Annotated in this window: 23 protein-coding genes and 1 pseudogene; 4 read left to right on the top strand and 20 right to left on the bottom strand. The window is 62.6% G+C overall.

From position 1 onward, the window contains the following. Positions 1-519: 519 nt before the first annotated feature. Genes XH85_RS08815 through XH85_RS08770 form a run of 10 tightly spaced genes read right to left on the bottom strand, consistent with a single transcriptional unit; the run spans position 520 to position 9679 of the window. A complete protein-coding gene (locus tag XH85_RS08815; protein ID WP_128931583.1) occupies positions 520-1836 on the bottom strand; it encodes an amidase family protein in 1317 nt (438 codons plus the stop codon). 23 nt (positions 1837-1859) lie between these two features. After that, positions 1860-2543, bottom strand: a complete 684-nt coding sequence (locus XH85_RS08810; protein ID WP_128931582.1) for a DUF2848 domain-containing protein — start codon at positions 2541-2543, stop codon at positions 1860-1862. After that, positions 2527-3219 carry an ABC transporter ATP-binding protein gene (locus tag XH85_RS08805; protein ID WP_128931581.1) on the bottom strand — a complete coding sequence of 231 codons (693 nt, stop codon included), beginning with the start codon at positions 3217-3219 and terminating at the stop codon, positions 2527-2529. Before XH85_RS08805 ends, XH85_RS08810 begins: the two co-directional genes overlap by 17 nt. After that, entirely contained in the window at positions 3219-3965 is a 747-nt protein-coding gene (locus XH85_RS08800; RefSeq protein WP_128931580.1) for an ABC transporter ATP-binding protein, read from the bottom strand. The genes XH85_RS08805 and XH85_RS08800 overlap by 1 nt, the downstream gene beginning before the upstream one ends. Continuing rightward, on the bottom strand, positions 3962-4888 hold the full coding sequence (locus XH85_RS08795; RefSeq protein ID WP_245473907.1) for a branched-chain amino acid ABC transporter permease: 927 nt from the start codon (positions 4886-4888) through the stop codon (positions 3962-3964). The genes XH85_RS08800 and XH85_RS08795 overlap by 4 nt, the downstream gene beginning before the upstream one ends. After that, the gene (locus XH85_RS08790) at positions 4885-5784 is read right to left on the bottom strand and encodes a branched-chain amino acid ABC transporter permease (RefSeq protein WP_128931579.1); all 900 of its coding nucleotides are present in this window, start codon (positions 5782-5784) and stop codon (positions 4885-4887) included. The genes XH85_RS08795 and XH85_RS08790 overlap by 4 nt, the downstream gene beginning before the upstream one ends. A gap of 46 nt (positions 5785-5830) precedes the next feature. Beyond that, positions 5831-7219 (bottom strand): ABC transporter substrate-binding protein, encoded by a 1389-nt coding sequence (locus XH85_RS08785; protein ID WP_245473906.1) that lies wholly within the window; start codon positions 7217-7219, stop codon positions 5831-5833. Positions 7220-7272: 53 nt separating this feature from the next. Further along, a complete protein-coding gene (locus tag XH85_RS08780; protein ID WP_128931578.1) occupies positions 7273-7653 on the bottom strand; it encodes a cupin in 381 nt (126 codons plus the stop codon). A 17-nt stretch (positions 7654-7670) separates the two neighbouring features. Continuing rightward, positions 7671-9140, bottom strand: coding sequence for a 4-hydroxyphenylacetate 3-hydroxylase family protein (locus tag XH85_RS08775; RefSeq protein ID WP_128931577.1), 1470 nt, complete (start codon positions 9138-9140; stop codon positions 7671-7673). A gap of 20 nt (positions 9141-9160) precedes the next feature. Continuing rightward, on the bottom strand, positions 9161-9679 hold the full coding sequence (locus tag XH85_RS08770; protein WP_128931576.1) for a flavin reductase family protein: 519 nt from the start codon (positions 9677-9679) through the stop codon (positions 9161-9163). Between the two features lie 154 nt (positions 9680-9833). Between XH85_RS08770 and XH85_RS08765 the strand changes: the two genes are divergently transcribed. Further along, positions 9834-10442: a MarR family winged helix-turn-helix transcriptional regulator gene (locus XH85_RS08765; RefSeq protein WP_128931575.1), complete on the top strand. Its 609-nt coding sequence runs from the start codon at positions 9834-9836 to the stop codon at positions 10440-10442. A gap of 319 nt (positions 10443-10761) precedes the next feature. On the opposite strand, the pseudogene XH85_RS08760 reads toward XH85_RS08765, so the two are convergent. Further along, a pseudogene (locus tag XH85_RS08760) lies at positions 10762-11646 on the bottom strand (LysR family transcriptional regulator). On the opposite strand from XH85_RS08760, the gene XH85_RS08755 reads away from it, so the two are divergent. Then, positions 11543-12700 (top strand): Gfo/Idh/MocA family protein, encoded by a 1158-nt coding sequence (locus XH85_RS08755; RefSeq protein WP_128931574.1) that lies wholly within the window; start codon positions 11543-11545, stop codon positions 12698-12700. The pseudogene XH85_RS08760 and the gene XH85_RS08755 sit on opposite strands and share 104 nt — an antisense overlap. 117 nt (positions 12701-12817) lie before the next feature. Here XH85_RS08755 and XH85_RS08750 read toward each other — a convergent pair whose 3' ends face one another. From XH85_RS08750 to XH85_RS08710, 9 genes are all read right to left on the bottom strand, one after another. Next, positions 12818-13648 (bottom strand): YjbE family putative metal transport protein, encoded by an 831-nt coding sequence (locus XH85_RS08750; protein ID WP_128931573.1) that lies wholly within the window; start codon positions 13646-13648, stop codon positions 12818-12820. A gap of 68 nt (positions 13649-13716) precedes the next feature. Next, positions 13717-14241: a carboxymuconolactone decarboxylase family protein gene (locus tag XH85_RS08745; RefSeq protein ID WP_208758096.1), complete on the bottom strand. Its 525-nt coding sequence runs from the start codon at positions 14239-14241 to the stop codon at positions 13717-13719. A 1-nt stretch (position 14242) separates the two neighbouring features. Further along, positions 14243-15121, bottom strand: coding sequence for a Bug family tripartite tricarboxylate transporter substrate binding protein (locus XH85_RS08740; RefSeq protein ID WP_208758095.1), 879 nt, complete (start codon positions 15119-15121; stop codon positions 14243-14245). A 99-nt stretch (positions 15122-15220) separates the two neighbouring features. Beyond that, positions 15221-16021, bottom strand: coding sequence for an SDR family NAD(P)-dependent oxidoreductase (locus XH85_RS08735; protein ID WP_128931571.1), 801 nt, complete (start codon positions 16019-16021; stop codon positions 15221-15223). Then, positions 16018-16857, bottom strand: a complete 840-nt coding sequence (locus tag XH85_RS08730) for an amidohydrolase family protein (protein WP_128931570.1) — start codon at positions 16855-16857, stop codon at positions 16018-16020. The genes XH85_RS08735 and XH85_RS08730 overlap by 4 nt, the downstream gene beginning before the upstream one ends. Position 16858: 1 nt before the next feature. Next, positions 16859-18952, bottom strand: a complete 2094-nt coding sequence (locus tag XH85_RS08725) for an acetate--CoA ligase family protein (RefSeq protein ID WP_128931569.1) — start codon at positions 18950-18952, stop codon at positions 16859-16861. A gap of 11 nt (positions 18953-18963) precedes the next feature. Continuing rightward, positions 18964-19746 (bottom strand): enoyl-CoA hydratase/isomerase family protein, encoded by a 783-nt coding sequence (locus tag XH85_RS08720; RefSeq protein ID WP_128931568.1) that lies wholly within the window; start codon positions 19744-19746, stop codon positions 18964-18966. 4 nt (positions 19747-19750) lie between these two features. Next, entirely contained in the window at positions 19751-20626 is an 876-nt protein-coding gene (locus tag XH85_RS08715) for a tripartite tricarboxylate transporter substrate binding protein (RefSeq protein ID WP_128931567.1), read from the bottom strand. A gap of 255 nt (positions 20627-20881) precedes the next feature. Continuing rightward, entirely contained in the window at positions 20882-21640 is a 759-nt protein-coding gene (locus XH85_RS08710; protein WP_245473904.1) for an IclR family transcriptional regulator, read from the bottom strand. Positions 21641-21844: 204 nt separating this feature from the next. Here XH85_RS08710 and XH85_RS08705 point away from each other — a divergent pair, with 204 nt between their 5' ends. Then, positions 21845-22330 carry a tripartite tricarboxylate transporter TctB family protein gene (locus XH85_RS08705; protein WP_164940718.1) on the top strand — a complete coding sequence of 162 codons (486 nt, stop codon included), beginning with the start codon at positions 21845-21847 and terminating at the stop codon, positions 22328-22330. Positions 22331-22347: 17 nt separating this feature from the next. Further along, positions 22348-23850: a tripartite tricarboxylate transporter permease gene (locus tag XH85_RS08700; protein ID WP_128931564.1), complete on the top strand. Its 1503-nt coding sequence runs from the start codon at positions 22348-22350 to the stop codon at positions 23848-23850. The last annotated feature ends 61 nt before the right edge of the window (positions 23851-23911 follow it).

Genomic DNA, 23911 nt, shown 5'->3' with positions numbered 1-23911 from the left:
GCTTCCTGTCTTGGAGCAAGCGTCTGATCGGCATCGCTCAATCCCCTGTGCCCGAGCCAGATTGTAGCACAGAAACATTGCCTTGTGGGCTCGAAATAACGAAGGCGCGGGCAGGGTGTTGAGCTGGGGTTCTGCCGTGAACGTCGTACCAACCGACGTCAGTCGGAAGCTTCTTGGTGCCACGCCGCCCATGCGCTCTTACTGAACAACTCAGTCTGACTATTAGGTTCAAATCGGGGAGGCGCAACCACCGATACCGACATTCGTTGGCCGCCGCTGTTTGACGGCGCGCGCTAGCTATTTTCCAGCAACCTCAGTTTTTGCCCTCCGAAGGCAAAGGTCACACGTTCGAATCGTGTCGGGTGCGCCAGATTCTCTAGGTTTTGAAGGGCCATACGCGCTCCAACGCTTGCCAATGGCGTCAACGTCGTTTGCGCGAGTAAGCACAAGACGAAAAATGTACCCCGGCGCGGACTGCCAGCTAGTCAACGTCGGTCATGTTAAGAAGCGTGGAAGCGATTAGGCCGGACGCAGTGTTGCTTCGACGCACGATGCGATCTCCAGCAAGCGCCTGTCCGAATTCCTGCGACCGATAAGCATCAGCCCTACTGGAAGATCGTCGACGGGCTGCGGCAAGGAGACGGCTGGACAATCGAGCACGTTGGCAACGCGCGGATTGCGCAGCACGAGGCCATTGAGCTCATGGAATGCCGCATCCTCCGCAACGGAAGAGGTCAAGGGCGCACGGATTGGTGTCGTCGGCAGGGCGAACACCTCGTTGTTGCCGAAGGACTTTTCGAAGGACCGGATCGCCGCCTGCCGGAGCCGCACCATGCGCACATAATCCGTGCCGAGGATGCCAGCCCCCGCCTCGATGCGTGCGCGCGTTCGGGGATCGACCCCGTCCAGCTCCGAGATTCCCAAACTGCGCAAGGTTGCGCCGACCTCGATCGATGGGAAAGTGCCGATCTTGTCGATCTGTGCGACATCATCGAGCGCACCCTCGATGGATCCATCCTTGATCTGCAAGCCCCGTGATCGCAGCCGCTCCATGGCGTTCTCAAACGCAGCGAGCACCGCGGGTTCGCAACGATCGAACAAGCGCCCGCGGGCAACGACGAGGCGGAACGTGCCGGGACATGCTGGCCGCAGCCGCGATGGCGCGACTTCACCGGAAAGCACCTGATCGGCTACGAAGCAATCCTCGACGTTCGCGGCGATCGGACCGATCGTGTCGAGACTCGATGACAGCGAGAACGCGCCGGCGGTCGGCACAAAGCCGCTGGTCGGCTTGAAACCGACCGCGCCCGACAACGCAGCCGGGATTCTGAGAGAACCGCCGGTATCGCTGCCGATCGCGATGTCGGCCATGCCGCCAATTACGGACACCACAGCGCCCGATGAAGAGCCACCGGGAACGCGGGCGCGGTCTCGAGGATTGGCCGGCATCCCGTCGTGTGGGTTCGTACCCAGCGCGGAGAAGGCGAACTCGGTCATCTGCGTCTTGCCGATGACGATGGCACCCGCGGCCCGCAACCGCTTCACGACCTCGGCGTCCTCGACGGCCGGCGGCAGGCGGCGCAGGACAGCCGAGCCCGAGCTCGTGACTGTGCCGGCAACGTCGAACAGCGCTTTCACCGAAACGATGCGGCCATCGAGCGGACCGCGGGGCGCTCCGGCGGCGGCGCGTCGATCCGCGGCCTCGGCCTCCCACCGGGCGCTGTCTCCAAAGACCGCCGTGAAGACGTTCCTTGCGTCCGGCAAATGGATCCGCGCAAGGGCCGCCTCCAGCCGTGCCACGGCTGAAGGGGGCGATGGATCCTCTGTCGCTGTCATGACACGCGTCCGGGAGAGAAGGATCAGGAGACGACTGGCAGAACGTCGATGTCGTAGCTATGGGTCAGGGACCGGTTGAGGACCGGATCCTTCAGCTCCATCTCGAAACGCGTGCCCGGCCGAATGCCGCCGATCGCGCCTGGCGTGCCGCAAAACATCAGCGTGCCGGCGCGCAGCATGTCCGTACCGGTGTGGCGATGAATGAGGTCGCGCGGTGTCCTGAGCGCGGACACCGGGCTCTCCTGGTAGAGAACCCGTTTCCCGTCGATCGTCGCCCACGAGCGAAGGACCAGCTCATCCCAATGTCCCTCGACATCAGCGTATGACCAGAGCCGCGGGCCGACCGGCTTGCCGCAGAGCTGCTTGGAAAGGGCGATGCCCGAGGCTTCCGCCTTGCGGTCAGTATGGTCGGATCCGATCCCGACCCACAGCCCGTCAGCCATTGCGACAATGACCGGTTCAATCTCGCCGGAACTGTCCGGCCCGAGCACGAAGAGGCGGCTGTCCTGGGTCAAGGTTTGGGCCGCGACGCGGTAATAGAGCGGCGTCGTCGAGGGACGCGGAATGCCGAGCGCAGCGAGCTCCTCGATATGGTGCTCGATCGCCGCGGCATCCCTCCCCGCCCAGCCTGCGATGACAAGGGACCCAATCTCGACGGCAATGCGGTCGGTCCTGTCATTGGCGAGGCGTTCAAATTGCAGCAACATGGATTTCCCTATCCTTGCTCGATGTGGTCAGGACTTCGCCGCGCTCGATCTGCAGCGTCCTGTCGGCGATCCGGTCGAGCAGCGCGGGCGACGATTCGGTGATCAGCATGGCCAGCTCCGGCCGATGCTTGCGTAGTTCGCCGAGCGTTCGCGCATAGTCGAGCGCGAGGGCCGGTGCCAGCCCTTGGAAGGGCTCGTCGAGCAGCAGGACCTTACGTGCCACCGTCAGTGCGCGCCCGAGCGCGACCATCTTCCCCTGTCCTCCGGAGACACCGCCCGCGGGCCGGGAACGCATCACGTGCAATTCGGGCAACAGCTGATAGATCTCGTCCAGCCTGCGCGCGATCTCGGCACGGTCGAGCTTCAGCGCCAGCGCCGGAAGACGGATGTTCTCCTCCACGCTCAACTCCGGAATGAGACGCCGGTCCTCCGGCGCGTAGCCGATCCCGGCGCGAGCGCGGGTGTGCGCAGGCCTGCTGCCGAGATCGTCGGCGTCCAGGCGGACGGAGCCCTCGTCGAGCGCGATGAGACCCATGATCGCGCGTAACGTCGTGGTCTTGCCGGCGCCGTTGCGCCCGATCAACACCGTCGTCTTGCGCGCGATGATCTCGCAACTGACGCCGCGCAGGACGCGGACGCCCTCGATCGAGACGCTGACCTTGTCGAGGCTGAGCATTAGGCCACCCCTACGACACGTTGGCGAACTCGCGCGTTGCTGAACACCTCGTCGGGCCGCCCCTCGGCCATGATGTTGCCGGCGTTCCACACCAGGACGCGGCTCGCATAACGCGCGACCACGTCCATGTCGTGCTCCACGAACAGCGCCGTGATGCGGCGCTGGCGCAGCGCGCCCATGAGCGCCTCCATGAGCGGGAAGCGTTCGAGGGCGCTCACGCCACTGGTCGGCTCATCGAGCAGCAGCAGCCTCGGCTTCAGCGCCAGGGCAACCGCAATGTCCAGCAGCTTGCGATGCCCTTCGGGCAGCGTGCTGCTGATCCGGTCGGCATCCCCGGCGAGCCCGACAAGGTCGAGCAATTCGCATGCCTCTTCACGCCGTCTCACCGTTTCGAGCGGGCGGACCGCGCTCCAGAGACCATCCGTTGCCGCGAGCGCCAACATCATGTTCTCGATGACGCGCTGTGCGGAGAAGAGCTGCGGAATCTGGAATGCGCGGGCGACGCCACGGCGCGCGATGGCACGCGGCGACAGACGGGTGATGTCGTGGCCGTCGAGCAGCACGCTGCCCGATTTCGGTCGGATATAGCCCGTGCAGATATTCAGCAGCGTCGTCTTGCCAGATCCGTTCGGACCGATGATCGCGAGGAACTCGCCGTCGTGAATCGCGATGCTGACGTCGTCCGCGGCCTTGACGCCGTTGAACGAGACATGGAGGCCTTTTGCTTCCAGGATGGGACGCGTCATAGGCTCGTCGCCTCCTTGCGCGCGAACAATCCATAGATCCCCTGCGGCATGAAGATGATCACGATGATCAGCGTCGTGCCCACGATCAAATTCCAGGAATCGGTGACGGTCACCGCCGCGCTGTGCAGCAATTCCAGAAACAAGGCACCTATGAAGGCGCCCAGAACGCCGCCGATCCCGCCGAGCACGGCGATCAGCACGAGGTGGCCGGAGGCAGTCCAGAACGCGAAATCCGGGACCACGCGACCGATCGCAAGGCCGGCTATGGCGCCGCCAAGTCCGGCGAGCGCCGCCGAGACGACATAGGCGATCAGCAGAACCGCCCAGACCGGAATGCCCAGATATTCGAGCCTGATCTCGTTGGTATGGACCGCCGAGAGCGCATGACCTAGCGGGCTGTTCAGGTAGCGCTCCACGGCAAGGCCAACGAGCATCATCAGCCCGAGGCTGAAATAGAACAGCACGCTCTTGAAGGCCGGTTCGCCGAGCACGACGCCAAACACAGCCGGGACCGGCACAGGGATACCGTCGGTCCCGCCGGTGACGCCATACAGTTTTGCGCACAGCGCGTAAAACACCATGGAGACCGCAAGATTCAACATCGCGAAGAAGATCGCGCGATAGCGGACGAGAAACGATCCGGCGATGGCGCCCACGAGCGCACCGCCCAGCACCGACAGAATCAGCAGCAGCCCAAGATCGTTCACGCCGGCGCGCGCCAGGAACGCCACCGCATAGGCGCTCGCGGCAAAGAACATCGCATGACCGATCGAGATCAGCCCGGCGCGGAGCAGCACGGCGACGCCGAGGGCCGCAAACCCCTTGGCGATCGCTAGAGTCAGGACGAACTGAAGCCAGGGCGCGGCCACAGGCAACAGCGCGAGGACGAGGACCGCCGCGGCGGCAGTGATCGTTCGCATCATATCCTCCGCGCCGCCACCGACCCGAACAGCCCGTAGGGACGGATCAGGAGAACGACAAGCATCGCTGCATAGGGTGCGACGGCATCCAGCGACGGCGCCAGATATATCGCGAGCACGCGCGCCAGGCCGACGATCAGCGAGGCCAGGGCCGCTCCCTCGATCTGTCCGAGACCGCCGATCGCCGCAACGGCAAAGGCGAGCACCATGGTGTCGGCGCCGAGCCCCGGAGCGATGCCAGACGTCGGCGTCGCCAGCGCGCCGCCCAGTGCTGCCAGGAACACGCCGAGCGAGAACGCCAGAATGAAGATACGGTTGGTGTCGATGCCGATCGACTGCGCCATCTCGCGGTCAGTGACGACGGCCGTGATCAGGCGCCCTAGCCGGGTGTGGTTGATCAAGAGCCGCAGGCCAATGACGACGAGGAGCGCCATGCCGATCAGGAGGATCTGGTAGTTGAGATAGACGACGCCACCGATCGCGGTGGTGCCGAGCAGTCGCATCGGCGCGTCTTCGTAGAAGGACTGCACGCCAAAGATCACGCGCTGGAGATCCTCCAGAATGAGGAACAGCCCGAACGTGATCAGGATCTGCACGGCCTCCGACTTGCCATAGGTCCAGCGGACGAGACCCCGTTCGATCAACGGACCGAATATCGCCGCGACGCACACGGCACTAAACAGGAGCGCCAGGAACGACCAATACGGGTTGAGCTGCCGGCTCGCGATGAACAGGCAGATCGAGGCCGCGACATAGCCGCCGATCGAATAGAGGCTGCCATGGGCAACATTGAGGACTCGCAGCACGCTGAAGACGAGCGTCAGGCCGACCGCCGCGAAGAAGATCAACGCGGCGCTCGCCAGACTGTCCAGCAGCAAGGGGATGACTGCATTCAACATCGGCCTATACCTTCCGTCATTGAAATCAGGTGAACCTCATCCCGGCCTATTTGTAGCTTCCAGGCTTCGGCAGGCCTTTGGCGAACTCGGGCTTCAGCGTCGCAATCCACGCGAGCGGATCTTGACCTGCCTGCGGCATCAGGCTCTCGCCCTTGTAGCGGACCATGTCGCCAATGACGGGAAACTGCTGCGCCGACGTCTTTACGGTCACACCGACGATCTGGTCGACTAGGCCGTCATTGTCGGCCCGCGTCTGCGCGGTGCCGGTCAGGGTCTCGACCTTGCTGCCCTTCATGGCGTCGGCGAGCTCGGCACGAGTCGGCCATTTGCTGCCGTTCTTCTGCATCGCGGCATCGTAGGCTGCTTTCACATAGATGAGCGCGTTGGCCATCTTGATCGACGGGAACACCGGATACTCGCCGAAGCGCGCCTTATAGGCCTCAGCAAACTTCACGGTCTCCGGCTTGGCCTTGGCGTCCGGTGACATCCACCAGCCGTCGCCGAGAACTCCGACGATCACCCCGTCGGGCAAAGGCACGCGCTGCAGCACTGTCTCGCCCAGCGCGAGGATCACCTGGCTGCTCGTGAAGATTCCACGCGGCGCAGCCTGGCGAACGAAGTTCTCGAGATCGGCCCCCCACAGATTTGAGAAGACGACGTCCGGGCGGGCGGTAGCGAGGCGAGAAATCTCGGTCTGGTAATTTGGTGAGCCGAGCTTCGGATAGAGCTCAGCGACGATCTCGACATCAGGCTTCAGGACTTTCAGCGCCGCGATGAAGATCTTCGCCGCGTCATGACCAAACGCATAGTCCGGGTTGATGATCGCTACCGTCTTCACATCGGGTTTGCGGTCCAGCAGGTAGATCGCGTAAGCGACGAATTCGGGTACGGTGTTTCCGTTGGGCCGGAACACATATTTGCTCTTGCCGTCGATCAGCAGCTGATGGGTATCGCAGTTCCAGCCCACGGTGGGGACCTCAAGCTGCTCCGCGAGCGGCGCCAGCGCCAGACAATTGGCGCTCGACAAGGCGGCGACCATCACCTGGTTCTTCGCGTTCCCGGCGAGCCGGCGGTATTCCGCGATCACGCCTTGTGCGCCCTGCGCCTCGTCGACATAGGTCGCGCTGAGCGGCACGCCTCCGATGCCGCCCTTTGCATTGATCTCGTCGATCATGAGGTCAGCTGCGTTCTTGCCCGGCATGCCGTAGGCTGCGGCAGGACCGGATGTGAACGTGAAGATGCCCAGCCCTAACGCGGCTGGCTTCTCCTGCGCAGCGGCCGGCGTCGCGGCTACGACACCGAGCGCGAGCGCGCCGGCAAGTCCATCCACCATCCATCGGGCTTTGCCCTGCGGCACGCCGCGGTCCAGCCTGAAGAGCCATTCAAGTGACGACAGGCAACGCGCAACTACGATGGAAATACCTCTGGACGCCATGATGTCTCTTCCCCCTGGGCTGGTCGAATGATGTTGTGCGGCAGCCATCCGGATCACACCGGATCGAAATAATGCATCTCCAGAAGGAGGCAGCCGTTCACCGACTTGAACGGCCCATGTGGCGCATGCGGGGGACGGCACGCGTACGTGTTCGGCGGGAAGCTCTTGCCGCCCTCGCCGTTCGCATCGTTGCCGACGATCAAATCGCCCGAGACCAGATAAACCTCTTCCCAATATTCGTGGGAGAACGGCGCGGTGGTGTAGACGCCGGGCGCGAAGCGGAGCAGCCGCGTCCGCGTCCCGCGCCGGTTCTCCTCGTCCAGTCCACCCGCGATGATCTTCTGCTGGATGCCGGCTGGATATCCCGCCGGCACTTCCCAGCCGGTGGTCATGTCGAGCGTGTAGAATTCGTCGTGCTTCTTGTTGACGGGCATGGATTGTCTCCTTCGGATCAGGCGGCTTTGCTGGCGGTCGAGATGCCGTTGAGGTCGTAGGAATCGAGCATGGTCTGCACCAGCCGGTCGGCGCCGGCCCAATCGTAGGTGCGATAGGAGTGACCCTTGGTAACGAAGGTCGCGCCGGCGTAGAACATCTCATATTGCTGGTGGCGCGAGCCGAACTCTGAGCCGACAGCATCCCAGGCGAGCTTGTAGAATTTCACCCGATCATGCGAGTTGGCTTTCGGCGACTGCTGAGTCTTGCCGATGAGGGCCGCGATCTCCGGATTGTCGAAGTCCGCAACCGACGAAGGCAGCATGATCATGCCGCCGCCAGCGAGCTCGCGAAGCGTGTTGATGACGTGCCCATAGAGCTGCTGGGTCAGCACCTGCGCGGAATAGAGCGTGTGCCGGTCCGGGATAAAATAGGGACCGACCTGCGTGCCTTTGGCTTCCATCGCGGCCACCAGCGCGTCGACCATGCCGGTCTCGGCCGCGAGCTGGCCAAGCATTTCGCGCACCTGCGGGAACTGGGTAACGCCGTTCATGTCGGCGGTCCGATGCGCAAGGCCGGTCAGAAACTTGAGCTTCACACTCAGGCGGACCATCGCCTGGTAGTTCTGGTAGACGTGGCAGGGCGTTGCGTGAAACTGCTTCTGGCACATCTCGACATTGCCTTCGATGAAGACGCGGTCCCACGGCACCTTCACGTCGTCGAAATAGAGAACCGAGTCGTTCTCGTCGAAACGGCTCGACAAGGGATTGTCGAACACTGCACCGGCGGCATCCTCGTAGGACTTCCGCGACAGCATCTTGAGGCCCTTCGTGTTCATCGGAATCGCGAAGGACATCGCATAACGCTCTTCGCCGGGACGCATCGGCTGGATGGTCGTGACGAAAACCTCGTCGGCCACCACGCCGCCGGTGGCGAGCATCTTGGCGCCGCGGATCGTGATCCCCTCCGCGTCACGGTCGACGACGCCGGCGGTGAGGAACGGATCGGCCTGTTCGGCAGCGCCCTTGGAGCGGTCGGCCTGCGGATTGATGATGACGTAGGTGAGATAAAGATCCTTATCGCGGGCGTAGCGGTAGTAACTCTCGAGCACGCCGGCCCGGGCGGGATCATACGACTTGAAGACGTCGAGCCCCATGTAGAGCCCGGAAATGCAGGACGCCACGTGGTCCGGCGCCCGGCCCATGAAGCCGGCATGCAGCGAGGTCCACGCCTCCAGCGCCTTTCGCCGCGTCACGAGCTCGGCATAGGAGGTCGGAAGCTGCCAGATGCGGTTGGCGCGACCTGCACCCGTGTCGAATGTCATCAGCTCCGCGTTCGCGGGCGCGCTCGCGAAATCGAACAAGCCGGCCATGGAGGTGGCGAGATTGCGGAAGGCATGGTGCGTCGTGACATCGCCAACCGAGGCGCCGTTGATGTAGATGGTCCGGCCATCCTTGAGGCCCGACAGATATTCTTTTGCGCTACGCATCGCAGGTCTCCGGTTCGAAACTAGTAGTGAATGGGAAGCGGCCAGGTCGGCTCGCGCTGGGTTTCATCGATCAGATCGCGGTATTGACCGCGAAAGAAGATCAGGGGAGCGGCCGCCTCGGAGCGGCTCGCGTGCCTGATGACACGGACGACGAAGATCACGTGGTCGCCGCCCTCGTAGACCGCGTAAGGCGCGCATTCGAAATGCGCCATCGCGCCCGAGATCAGCGGCGCCTCGGCATGACCAACCGACGTCCTCACCTGGTCCCATTTGTTGGAGAGGGCGCGCGCGAACTGGTTGGAAATGTCTTGCTGGTCGCGCGCCAGAATGTTCACGGCAAATCCCTTGGCCTCGAGCATCGCGGGCAAGCTGCGAGCCTTGCGGTCGACGCTGAACAGAACCAGTGGCGGATCGAGCGAGACCGAATTGAACGAGCTCATGGTCATGCCGATGAGCTCTTCCCCCCTCCCGCGTGCGGTCACCACCGCAACGCCGGTGGCGAATTCGCCGAGGGCACGCCTGAATGCACGGTCCTCCATGGAACACCCGCCTTGTTGCCTGGCACCTGATTTATAATTCTCAACTAGCTTTCTTACAAAGCTATTTGGGAATGTCAAGCCCACTTGCTGGGCGGGCGCATGCGTGCTTCTTAGGCAAGCCGCAATGCTATGATTTGGTGAGGAGATTGACCGCGTGACCGATGCGCTCTTGACGGCCTCGAAACCCGAGCTGCTCGACAAGGAAGGAGACCGCACGCTTCGCGGCCTGCTCTACGACTATTTCGCGTTTGGACGCAGCCTGGAAGCCTGCCGGGAAATATTCGCGGGCTTCGTCGACCTGTCGGCGACCCAATATCTGATCCTGATCGCCATCAAGAATTCGACTGCGGAAGAACCGATGGGCGTCAATCAGGTCGCCGAACGGCTGTACCTGAGCGGCGCCTTCGTCACCAACGAGGTCAACAAACTGGTGTCGGACGGCCTGCTCGAGAAAAGCCCCCATCCCGAAGACGGACGGCGGGTGCAACTTGCCCTCACCCAGCGCGGAATGAGCCTGTTGATCCGCCTTGCCGCCTTGCAGCGACCGGTCAACGACGCGTTGTTTGGAATGCTGACGAGCGAGGAGTTCAAAATGCTGGCCCAGCTGCTGTCCAGGCTCGCGTCAAACGCTGATAGCGCGTTGAAGTTGGCCGTACATGTGCAGGCTACGCTCAAGCTTCAGGAGGAGGATCGGCGGGCCTCCGCAGCGAGTCCGCCGGATTCCCGCAAGAAGCGGCGCGCCACGCGCCGGAACGGTCGATGACGCCAACCGGAGCTTGCCGTTTTGCGCGGCCCGGCTCAATTCGTAGGCCGGAAAGAACCTCATCGATGAATCTGCCCTGCGCCTGGCCCGGCTCATCGATCGGCAGATGGCTCGCGAAGATTTTGAACACAGCGCGCAGAGGCAACAGCAAGTTTCCTCCGGAAGGGCGAAGCAGCGGCGTGAGCACGAATGACCGGCGGTATGAGCTGCGGCTGCGCATGAAGCGTCATTCAGCGGAATCCATCGCGCACAGGCCGTTCTGGTAAATCATCACTCGCTCATCAAGCAGCCAGAGATTCTCGAATCTGACAACGCAAGGTCAACTTTCGATCTTTAGATGCTCTCCAAGGAAGCTCACGAAAGCGCGGATTTTTGGCGATAGCTGCCGACTTGTCGGCCACAAAGCGGCGATCTCTCCGGTCTGACGAACGTAGCCGTCTAGAAGCGGAATCAAGGTGCCGCTTTTGATCTGCCGAGCGACTGCAAATGGGGGCAAGACGGCAATTCCAAATCCGTGTTCGGCAAGGTGCACCAGAGGCTCGATCGTGGTGGCGCTCATGCTTTCGGGAAGGATTAGCCGTTCCGTGGTGGCGTCACGATCCAATGGCCAGTTTAGAAGCTTCCCGCTTGATGGTGACCGCTGGCGAAGGCAGTCATGGTGAACTAGATCGGCCGGCGTGGACGGCCTGCCACGCCGCTTAAGATAGGCAGGGGATGCAACGATCAGCCCCCGAAAGCGGCCTAGGCTTCGACGCATTAAAGCGCTGTCAGTTGCCGGCCCCATGCGAACTACAACGTCAAACCCCCTTCGATCACGTCCACTAGGCGATCGGTAAAGTCGAGATCGAGTACGATCGCTGGATGGGCCCGCATGAAGTCCGCAATGACGGGCATTAAGAGCATGCCGATCAGGGGCAGGCTGACGCGAAGCCGGCCGCTCGGCGTCGCCGCGTTTTGCGTCAATTCCATCTCGGCCGCTTCAATCTCTTCGAAGATTCGCCGGCATCGATCGAGGAACAGCCGGGCCCTCTTCGGTCGGTGTCATGCTGCGCGTGTTCCGATGAAATAGACGCACGCCAAGGCGGTGCTCTAGGCGCGATATGTCTTTTCCGATCGCTGATGCCAAAAGCCCGCTCTGCCTGCCGGCGGCAACGAAACTGCCAGCCTCAGAAACCACCAAAAAGGCAATCGGAGTCGGCATCATCGGCACCGGGGGATGGGCGAAATATGGCCACATCGCCGCTCTGCAAACGCTCGATGAGTTCAAGATCATCGCGATCGGCAGCCGCAAGCAGGAAACGGCCGATGCTGTGGCCAAGCGCTTTGATATTCCGCACGCGTTTGCGGACGATCTAGCTCTTATCAATCACCCCGAGGTCGAGCTGGTGGCGGTTGTAACGCCCGCCCTGGATCATGCTCGCCTTGCGCGCCTCGTGATTGCCGCCGGCAAAGATGTCTATAGCGAGTGGCCGCTATCGACTACCACGGCCGAATCCAAGGAGCTGCTGGCCCTGGCGAAAGCCAAGGGCGTGCGGCACGTGGTTGGGCTGCAACGCCGCTTCGGTCCCAGCTCGCAATACCTGCAGGATCTCATCAAGCAGAACTATGTCGGCCAGATGCGCTCGGCGCGCATGACCGTCAGTGTCGATGCGTTTGAAAATCCGATGTCCCAGGCCCATTCGTGGAGCTTCGACATCGCCAATTTTGCCCACACGCTCTCAATTTATGGGGGCCACTTTCAGGACCTGCTGTTCAACGCGGTAGGCTTTCCCAACCAGCTCACCGCGATAGTCCGGAATCAGTTTCCCCTGATCGACGTCATCGAAACGGGAGAGAAAGTGCCGACGACCAGGCCGGATGCCGCCATGATGATCGGCACCCTAGAAAACGGCGCGCTCTTCTCGGTGCAGATCGAAGGCGCGCAGCATCAGCGCACCGGGCTGCAGATCGACATTACCGGGACCGAAGGCGTCTTGCGCGTCACCAATGTGCTCGCCTTCCTGAACAAGGAAGACAACGCCATCGAAGGCATGAGGGGCAAGGATCAGTCCTTTTCCCCGATGCCCGTGCCGGCCGAATACCAGTCGCTTGCCAATGTGGGGCTGGCTGTCAGTCAGCAGGACGTTGCCTTTCTCTATCGCGCCTACGCGCAGGATCGCCGCGATGGCACCTCACAGGCGGCCAACTTCGCCGACGCCGTTCGCCAGCATCAGCTCATCGACCAGATGTTCGAGACCTCAAAGCGCACTTTCGGATAATGCTGTCGATATAGGCATGACATCGATCAGCGCGCGCGCTTCATCAGGCGCGAGTACAGCCACCTTTTCGCGCTTGGCGGTGTGCCTCGGGCCGCGCAACAGACGTGCAGCTTTGCCTCAGGTCACTCCTTCAGAATGTTCGATTCTTTGAAGCGCGCCCTTCCGCCAGATCGTGCCAGCCACGATCACGATGATGACCCCAATCATCGCTACCACGAAGTCCGGGCCATTGCCGTGGCTGGCAAATCTCGGCGGGAGTCCAAATGAGGCAACCAGCGCGTCAAATTGTGCACCGTATGCACCACCAAAGAGCAGGGCCAGCTTCGGCGCAATCGCCGGATCCGTCGCGATCACCTCGCCCGCGATCCAGCCCAGAAGAGCCGCGCCCGCCCAAACCAGGATTGGCAGGCGGACGAGCAGCGTCATGATCAGCGCAGCACCGGCCACAATGAGGGGGATGCTGATGGCGAGGCCGAGGATCAGGAGCGGCACACTGCCGCTGGCCGCAGCGGCAACCGCGATCACGTTGTCCAGGCTCATCACGATATCCGCGACCAAAACGATTTGAATCGCTGCCCAAAGATGCGCGGCCGCCTCAACATCATCTTCCACTTCCTCTGGAACCAGCAGCTTGGCTGCAATAACAAGCAGGGCAAGGCCGCCGGCCAGCTTGAGATAAGGCAGTCCCATCAGGGTCGCGATCACTGCGGTAAACATGATCCGCAGCACCACTGCGGCACCGGCGCCGAAGAGCATGCCCCACAGTCTTTGCTTAGGCGCGAGCCCGCGGCAGGCGAGAGCGATCACCAACGCATTGTCGCCCGACAGCAGCACGTTGATCCAAATGATCTTGCCGACGGCGAGCCAAAAAGTCGTCGTCACCAATGTTTCCTTCAACTCGGCAAGCGATGAGCCGATGTTCGCAAGATCAATAGTTTGCCAAAGCAGGGCGAGCCCCTGTCATCGATACCGAGCTTGACGCAAGCCGATGCTTGGAAGCCCTGTTCCGCGGAAGATCAATGCGAAACGTTGAGCGCCACGAGAAAGCGTGAGACCATGTTGTATGCAGCGATGGTCGCTACGACTTCCACGATCCCGCCGTCGTCGAACGTTTCCCGAAGCCTCCCAAAGAGCCCGTCCGACACGATGACGTCGCGCGTCATGGCGTCGGTAAGCTCGAGCATCAGCGCTTCGCGGGAATCGAACGCGGCCGCGATGCCATCCTGTTTCAAAGACTCGATCTTCTCGTCGCTAAGACCGACGCGCTTGGCGATCGGCGCGTGGGCTTCGAATTCGAAACTGGCCCCATTGAGCACCGCGACGCGCAAAATGACGAGCTCACGCAGGTTCGCAGGGAGGGTCGTCTCGTTGCGCACCGCCGTCAACATCCGTTCCCAGCCGGCGGCGATCGGCCCAGAGTTCAGCAAGACCTGGTAGAGCAACGAGATGCGTCCGCGTTCAGCCAGGATCCGGCCCTCGATATCGGCAAGCTCGGGTCGCGTACCAGGGACGACCGGCGTGACCCGGATTCCGTCAGCCATCTTATTCACCTCTGATATTTTTCGCCTTGATCAAGGCCGCCCACTTCTCAGTATCCGTCTTGAGCAGAGCGGCCAATTCTTCCGGGGTCGAGGGAGCCGGCTCGGCGCCCAGCGCGGTCAGCTTGGCGTTCACGTCCGGTGCGCTCAGGCTTGCCCGCACGGCCTTGTTCAGTGTTTCCACCACGGCGGGAGGAGTCTTCGATGATACGAATATCGCGTACCAGTTGTTGGTATCGATGCCTTTGAAGCCCTGCTCTTCGAACGTCTTAACGTCGGGCAACGCCGGGTGCCGCTTCGGTGCCGCCACACCGATGGCCCGCAGTTTGCCTCCTCTGACGTGACCGATGAGACCAGGCACATCTCCAAAGAAGCCCGCGACCTGACCTCCCATGACATCCGAAATCGCGGGAGCAGCGCCCTTGTAGGGCACGTGCAGGAACGCCGCGCCGGTCGAACCCGCGAGCTGCTCGATCGCGAGATGGGGGATTGATCCCACACCCGACGAGGCCATTGCTGTCTCCTTGGCCCGCTTGGCGCTGGCGACGAAATCGGCAGCATCCTTTGCGCTGTCATTCGGATTGATCACGAGGACTTCGACGTTGTTCACAACCAGCGAGACCGGCGCAAAATCCCGGGCCATATCGTAGACGAGCTTGTCGTAAAGTGACTGATTGATCGCAGCAGCGCCAACCGACGTGATCCAGATCGTACCGCCATCCGGAGCCGATCTGATGACCTCCTGGGCAGCGATCGCCCCATTTGCTCCCGACTTGTTTTCGACGATCACGGTCCGACCGAGCTCTTTTCCAAGCTGGTCGGCCAGGATCCGCGCGACGCTGTCGACGGGCCCTCCGGGGGCGAAGCCGACGATGATGCGCATCGGTTTCGTCTGGGCGAATGCCGGCCCTGCCAGCGCCAGGCAGCCGATGGCGGCCAGGAATGTGCGTCTCAACATCTGATGCTCTCCTGAAAATTCGTCTCAGTCGCAGCGTGCGATCATTCCGCCGTCGACCACGATCTCGGTCCCCGTCACGAAGCGCGCTTCGTCCGATGCGAGATAGGCGACCGCGGCAGCCGTGTCGCGGCCGTCTCCCATGAAACCAAGGGGAATCCGGCGGACGCGCGAGGCCAACAGTGCATCGACGTTGCCCCCGGTTCGCTGTCCGGCGAGGCGTGCCTCGACCATGGGTGTATGGAGCTGTCCGGGCACCACGGTATTGACCCGGATGCCGTCAGGTGCGTGCTGCACGGCTATGACGCGCGACATCTGGATCACGCCGGCCTTGGTGGCCGCGTAGGCGACCTGGGCCGATCCGGTCCATCGCAGACCCGACGTCGACGCTAAATTGACGACAGCTCCCGACTTTCTTGCAACCATATGCGGCAGGACGTGCTTGCAGGCCAGGAAAACACTCTTCAGGTTGACATCCACCTGTGTATTCCAGGCGTCCTCCGTGAGCTCGACAGGACCGCCAGCCGCCGAACCGCCGACATTGTTCACGAGAACGTCGATCTTGCCGAAGCGCGCGAGACACGCCTCTACGGTTGCCGCGAGGTCGGCACTGGAAGTCACGTCGCAGGCATGTGGGACGATCGCCGCGCCGACGGCGCCCGCCCGCTCGACCGTTTCCTCGACACGGGACAGGTCGCGGTCGCAGGCGAAGACCATGGCCCCCTCCTCGGCGAGGCGTACCGCGATCGCTCGTCCGTTGCCCCAACCAGGACCCACACATCCCGCACCGGTGACAATCGCGACCTTCTCCTTGAAGCGCTGGCTCATTCCGTCTCTCCAAAATGGTAAAGTCGCGCCGGGTTTGTCACCATGAGTGACCTGCGCACCATAAAGTCCGGCGCAATGTCGGCGATGCGGCCCACCAGCTCTTGATCGCTGGGAATCGGTCCGTGATGGTTCGGATGCGGCCAGTCGTTGCCCCAGACGACACGATCGGTGAATTCGGATGCGAGCAACCGGGCGAATGGCACGGCATCGTCATAAGGCGGTCCCTTTCGCGTGATGCGGTCGATCCCCGAGACCTTCACCCAGCATGCCGAGTGCTCCATCAACCGGCGCAGCGCAGTGAAGTGCGGCTGCTCCAATCCGAGCGCCGCGTCGATGCGGCCGATATGATCGATCACCACGGGAACGGGACCGCCGAGAAGTCGCGGCACGATTTCGCCGAGCACCGCCGCAGGATCGCCATGGACTTGGACGTGCCATCCGAGCGGAGCTAGGCGACGTGCGAGCTTGAGCACAGCCTCGACATTCTCTCCAGCCCCGAGATGGTGCATGTAGTTGAAGCGGACGCCGCGAAACCCGGCCCTGTCCAGTCGCTTCAATTCGTCGTCGGAGACATCGGTAGGTACCAACGCGACGCCGCGATAGGTTCGAGGCCGAGCCGCAATCGCGTCCTCAGCTGCCCGATTGTCGTAGCCGTGAACCTTCGACTGCACGACCACGCAACGCTCCAGGCCACATGCGTCGTTCAGCGCGAACAGAGCCTGCTTCGGCGCCTCCGCCAGCGGCGGCGGGCTTTGCGGATCGAACGGGAACAGCTCGGCGGGCCCGAACACATGACAGTGGGAATTGCAGGATAGCGCGGGAAGCTTGATGCTCATGTCACAAACCCGCCGCGAGGACGGCCACGGCGTCAGCGGCCTTGACCCCGGATCCCTCCGGCAGAACGAAGATCGGATTGATCTCGGCCTCGATCAGCCGGTCGCCCAACTGGGCCACCATGACCGAGAAATCGACGATGGCCGCCGCGAGAGCCTCGACGTCAAGCTTCGGACGGCCGCGATAGCCGTCCAGCAGCGGCCAGGATCGCAATTCTTGCAAGGCAGAGACCGCATCATCCCTGCTCATTGCGCAACCGGGCGCCAGCAATCGGAGAACCGTATCCTTCATCAGTTCGGCCGTCACGCCGCCGATACCGATCAGCAACACCGCGCCGAGGGGATCGCGACTGTAACCAAGAATGAGCTCGAGCCCTCCGGGGCGGACCATTTCCTGCACAAGGAAGCCATCCAGATCGATGCCGGCCCGGAGCTTGACGGTCGCGCGCATCTCTTCGAGCTGTTCTCCGATCGTGTCCGCATCGAGCCCCACCGCGACGCCGCCGACGTCGCTCTTGTGTGTGACGGCGGACGACAGCATCTTGAGCACGACCTTGCCGCCGAGTGCGCTCGCGGCTTGCCGGGCCTCGTCAGCGTTCACAACGACGCGCTCGCGGACGACAGGCAGGCCGAACCGGCTGAACAGCGATTTGGCCCTGTGCTCATCGAGCGAACCTTGCCAGTCTGCCGGGATATCCACCGCTGATCGGTTTGCCGGCTGCATCCGGACGAGCGGCTGTCCCGCTGTCCAGAGTGCCGAGAACGCCGAGGCAACCGCTTCCGGCGTGTTGAAGGCCGGTACGCCCTGCCGGGTCAGTCTGGCGGCCGCTTCCGGCGCGTGCGGACTGACGTACGCCAGCACGGGCTTTGCTGCAGTTGCCGATCCAGCATCGCGGATCGCGTTGCTGACCAGTTCCGGATTTCCGACGCTCGACGAGCCGACGACCACCGTCAGTGCGTCGTAGGACGGGCTGTTGAGCAGAGCCTTGATGCATCCCTTGAGGATATCCGGCTGTAGTCCCGCCAAGGTCACGTCGATCGGATTGGTATCAAGAGCGGCGTTTCCACCCGGCATGGCCTGCAGCAGGTGATCGACGGTCGATCTATCGGGGGCGGGAGAATCGAATCCGCAGAGGCCCAGACTGTCGGTGACCAGCGTGCCAGCTCCGCCCGTCGACGTCAAAATGGCAATCCGCCTGCCGGTCAGCACCGGCTGCGTGGCAAGCGCGGCCGGGATGTCGATCAAATCGCCAAAGCTCTGAGCGCGAACGATGCCGAGATCGCGGAAATAAGCGTCGTAGACGCGATCGCTTCCCGCCATGGCGCCGGTGTGCGACGCCGCTGCGCGGGCGCCGGCGGCGGAGCGCCCGATCTTCAGGGCGACGATGGACTTGCCCGCGGCTCTGGCCTTCAGTGCAGCGTTGCGGAAGCGATCGGAATGACGGATGGACTCGATGTAGAGCGCAATGACCGATGTATGCGGGTCGTCCGCCAGATAGTCGATGAAATCGGAGATTTCGAGGTCGGCCTCGTTGCTGGTTGCGACCAGTTTCGACAGTCCGATCCCTTGCGCCGACGCGCGCGAGAGCAGTGCACCGAGAATGCCTCCGCTTTGGGAGACCACGCCGACGGGCCCCTTGATGAACGACCCTGCTGCCAACGCGCCACTCGCGGAGAGCGGAACGCCATCAGAGACGTTGACCAGCCCGATCGTATTCGGCCCCAGGATGCGCATCGAGCCGGCAACTTCGCGCAGCTGACGTTGACGGCGCTTGCCTTCCTCCCCGCTTTCGCCGAACCCGCTGGCGAGAACGATGGCGTGCCTGGTCCCCTTCCGCGCCAGTGCACGCACAGCATCTACGGTTCGGTCAGCACCGAGAACGATCATCGCCACATCCGGCGCCGCCGGCAGTTCCTCAATCGTCGCATAGGAGCGCAAGCCGTCGATCACATCGACGCGCGGGTTCACCGGGTAGATCTCACCGTTAAAGTTCTGCTGACGCAAGAATTTGACGGGCAGTCCCGACGTCTTCGAGGGATCGGCCGAAGCGCCGACAATGGCGACGCTCCGGGGGTTGAACAGCACGCCCAGCGACATTATCCACCCCCTCAGCTGGCGGCCTTGGCGAGGAACGCCAGGACCGACTCACGATGTTCGGTGCTCGTGTAGCAAATGCCCTGCGCCTGGCTTCCGGAGGCAAAGACCGACTCCGCCTTGCTCTCGAAGGACTGATTGAGGATCGACTTGCCCAGGGCGATCGCAGTGGCAGATCCCGCCGAGAGCGAGCGTGCCCATTGCTGAGTGTCGGGGACCAGTGTTTCAGGACTGCTGACCCTGTCGATGATGCCGAGCGTCAGCGCTTCGTCGGCATCGACTCGCCGACCGGTGAAGATGAGCTCCTTCGCCCGCGCCAAACCAACGCGCCTCGGAAGAAAGTACATCCCGCCGCCATCGGGGATCAGCCCCCGTAACACGTACGACCAGGTGAAGCTGGCAACCGGGCTCGCCACGATGAAATCGCATGCCAGGGCGATATCGGCACCGAGACCGGCGGCGGCGCCATTCACGGCCGCGATCGTCGGCTTTGGCATGGTGTGAAGCAGCGATATGGAGTGGTGCACGCGCTGCTGGCGGGCCCATCCGTTGAAGGCCACCTCGCCTGCTGGAGCCTCCATGCGACGCTTCATGCCTGCGATGTCGCCGCCAGCGCAAAAGCCCCTGCCGGCGCCCGTGAGAACCAGCGCGCGCACGGATTTGTCAGCGGTCATCTCCTCGAGAGCCTCGATGAACGCGGTTCGCATCTCGTCGCTCATCGCATTTCGCTTGTCGGGCCGATTGAGCGTGATGGTTGCCACGCCATCGGTGACAGATTTCAGAAGTGTCTCAGCCATGTTCCTAATCCGCGGTGATCTTGTTCTCGGTGACGATCTTGTGCCAGCGCTGCGTATCGGCACGTACGAACGCGTCCAGCTCCGCTGGCGAACTCGAATGGAGCATGACACCTTCCCCTTCCGCCCGCTTGATGAAGTCGGGATCCTGCGCGGCTCGTTTGACGGCCGCACCGATCTTGTCGATGATCGGCTGGGGCGTCCCCGCAGGCGCATACAACGCGTACCAGCTGTCGACCACATAGCCGGGTACGGTCTCCTCAACCGTCGGCACCCCCGCCAGCTTCGACTTTCCGGCAGGCGCCGTCACGGCAATTGGCCGCAATCGCTTGTTCGCGATGAAGCCGGCTACGGCGGCGTTGGTGGCAAACATCATGTCGACCTGGCCACCGAGCAGGTCCGTCAGGGCGGGACCGGCGCCGCGATAGGGAATGTGAAGCAAATCGATCTGCGCCAGGTTCTTCAACAGCTCGCCGGCGAGATGGGCCGACGTGCCGCTACCCTGGGACGCGAACGTGTATTTGCCGGGCGACTTCTTCGCCGCCTCGATGATATCGCCGACCGTCTTGAACGGACTGTCCGGTTTGACCACCAGCACGTTGTGCGAGCTGCCGATCAGGGTGACCGCGGAAAACGCCTTCTCGGTGTTGTAGGGCATCTTCGGCTGCATGCTGGGATTGACGGCATGGGCCAATGTCGCGACCAGCAGCGTGTAGCCATCCGGAGGGCTGTTCGCCACGGTTTCCGAGCCGATCATGGTGCTGCCGCCCGGCTTGTTCTCAATGATGACGGGCTGCCCCAGTGATTTGGCCAGAAGAGAGCCGAGGCTTCTTGCGATTGTGTCGGTGCCGCCGCCGGGCGCAAAAGGCACGATCAGGCGCATCGGCTTTTCTGGAAATTCAGCGTGTGCTGCTACTGAGAGGGAAATCGGTAGCGCCGCCGCCACAAGGGCTATTCGGAAGAAGCTGATGGCCTTCCGGCGTTCTATGCACACGGCATCCTCCCAATCCGTGCGTGCACGGGCTGTTGATTTGAGGGAGATTATAGGACTTCCGGCGCCGCTTGATGCTCGGTCAATTCCACCTGCTGGAATCGGGATCGCTGCCGCAGCCAGTCGGCGGCCGAGGGCGCCGTCACCTCAATAGGTGTCACGCACGGCGTTCGACTCGAGCTTTTCGAGACATCTTCGCTTCAGGTCGAGCAACCACGGTCCCAGCCGCCGCCTGGCGTCAGCCAAGGGCTCATCGCTCGCAAGGCTCATGTTTAGCGAGTGCGGCTCCAACTCATCGAACCGGAGTGGCGTCGCGACCGCCATCACGCCCGGCTGCCATCGGACTGCGCAATAGCCGAGTTCGTCGAGTTCGGCGAACGATCGTTCGATGTCGTGGCGAAACTGACGAGATCCCTTTGGGCGGCGCTTTGCGATTGCTGCCAGTTCACGGTCCCGATCCTCGCGTGGTATCGCCCAGAGATAGGCCCGCCCAAGTGACGTTAGTTCCACCGGCACGCGCTGCCCCGAGACAACCGTCCGGAAGCTTGCGCGGGGGCTGTAGCGGAATGATTCCAGATAGACCATCATATCGCCGTCGGCCGCCGCCAATCCGACGTTCACGTGTCTTCGGGTTGCTTCCGCCCGCATCAGCGGCGCGATTACCGACAAAATCGGCGAACTCAAGCGCATTGCATGGGCGAAGCTCAGCACCGCAGGCGCAAGGCGGTAGACCCGTTGGGCGGCATCCCTCTCCAGCATGCCCGCGGACACCAGGGTGCGCGTCAGACGGCTCACGGTCGCCTTCGGCAGACGGGTCCGCTCCGCGATCTCGGCGTTGCCGAGCTCGCTGAGGCCTGGCTTGAACGCGCGCATGATCGCTATGCCGCGCTCCAGCGAGCGGTTCATTCCATCCCTGTCGTGCCGGTCCGTCATGGAGCCACCGTTTCACCTAGTGGAATTAGCACAGCCTAATCCGTCAGATTTGTCGATATAGGTTCATCGAAATAGTGCAATCGGCGCGCTTTGGTCGCGGCGACAATCGGAGCTGTACCCGCCCCAACCGGCGGGAGAGCGACCGGCACAATCAAGAGAACATGGGAGGATACCACCTTGATCAGGGTAAGGGCTGAAAAGGACTTTTGGGCAGGCCTTCTCTACGTTCTGCTGGCTGCCGCATTCCTTTGGCTTGGGCGCGACCTGAAGATGGGCGCCGCCTCTCGGATGGGGCCAGGTTACTTTCCGCTGACCCTAAGCTGGATCCTGGGCGCCTTTGGCGTCATTTCCATCGTTCGCTCATTCGTTGCCCAAGGGTCCCCCGTCGGCCGGATCGCATGGAAACAACTCGGGCTGATCACCGCTGCCGTCATGGCGTTCGGTTTCCTGATCGATACCGCCGGGCTGGTGTTCGCCCTGCCCGCCCTCGTCATCATCTCGGCGCTGGCTTCGCAACAATCCGTCTACGACTTCAAGAGCCTTTTGGTTCTCGTGGGCCTGACCGTCTTCTGCATCCTTGTTTTCGTAAAAGGTCTCGGCGTGCCGATGCCGATCCTCGGTTCGTGGTTCGAGCACGCCGCCGTCATCGCTCCACAACGCTGAGTCCGGAGAGCCTTACCATGGACATCTTCGCCAACCTTCTGCTCGGGCTTCAGACCTCGATGACGCCCGTCAATCTGCTGTACGCCCTGATCGGGTGCTTTCTGGGAACCGCGATCGGCGTTCTGCCCGGGCTTGGGCCGGCCGCAACCATCGCCATGCTGCTGCCGGCGACCTTTGCCATGCCGCCGGTCACCGCATTGATCATGCTCGCCGGCATTTTCTACGGCGCGCAATACGGCGGCTCCACGACCGCCATTCTAGTCAATTTGCCCGGGGAGACGTCCTCGGTGGTCACGGCACTCGACGGCCACCAGATGGCACGCCAAGGCAAGGCTGGACGCGCGCTCGCCACCGCCGCGCTTGCCTCATTTTTTGCCGGCACCGTCTGCACGCTGCTGATCGCGCTGTTCGCTCCGCCGCTTGCCGAGGTCGCCCTGAAATTCGGCCCCGCCGAATATTTCTCGCTGATGGTGCTCGGCCTGATCGCCTCCATCGTCCTCGCGCACGGCTCTATCCTGCATGCGCTCGGCATGATCGTGCTCGGATTGCTGCTCGGCCTGATCGGAACGGACGTGAACTCAGGCCTGCAGCGCTACACATTCGACCTGCCTGAATTGTCCGACGGCATCGGTTTCGTCATCGTAGCAATGGGCATGTTCGGCATCGGCGAGATCGTCGCCAATCTGCAGCAGGAAGCCAGCCGCGACGTCTCAATCAATGAAGTGAAAGGATTGTGGCCGACCAAACAGGATTTCCGGCGGATGGTTGCGCCTACCCTGCGTGGGACTGCGCTCGGCTCGATCCTCGGTATCCTGCCCGGCGGCGGCGCCGCGCTCGCCTCTTTCGGCGCCTACGCGCTCGAGAAGAAGGTGTCGAGAAACAGGCACGAGTTCGGCAAGGGCGCTATCGAGGGCGTCGCGGCGCCCGAATCCGCGAACAATGCGGGCGCGCAAATGTCGTTCATCCCGATGCTGACACTTGGTATCCCGGCGAACCCGGTGATGGCGCTCATGATCGGAGCAATGATCATCCAGGGCATTCAGCCCGGGCCATCCGTGATGACCGAGCAGCCCGCGCTGTTCTGGGGCCTGATTGCATCTATGTGGATCGGCAATCTGATGCTGCTGGTCTTGAACCTGCCCCTGATCGGGATGTGGGTGAAGATGATCACGATCCCCTATCGATACCTCTTCCCGATGATCATCGTGTTCTGCGCGATCGGCGTCTTCAGCCTCAACAACGCGCATTTCGACGTGTACCTGATGGCACTGTTCGGGGTCATCGGCTACGTCTTCAAGAAGCTGGACTGCGAGCCGGCTCCGCTTCTGCTGGGATTCATCCTTGGCCCGATGATGGAGGAGTTTCTGCGCCGTGCGCTCCTGCTGTCCAAGGGTGATCCGCTGGTGCTGCTGACCCGTCCAATCAGTGCGGGCATGCTGGCGCTCGCCCTCATCTTGCTCGCGCTCGTGCTGCTGCCTTCATTCTCGGTCACGCGCGAGGAAGCCTTCCAGGAAGAGTAAGCGCAAGCTCTGCCCCTTCAGAAAGGAAGGAATACGTCATGATGCAGTTCAACCGGCGCGA

This window comes from Bradyrhizobium zhanjiangense, from assembly GCF_004114935.1.
Classification (GTDB): Bacteria; Pseudomonadota; Alphaproteobacteria; order Rhizobiales; family Xanthobacteraceae; genus Bradyrhizobium; species Bradyrhizobium zhanjiangense.
This window is presented reverse-complemented; position numbering and strand designations above follow the sequence as displayed.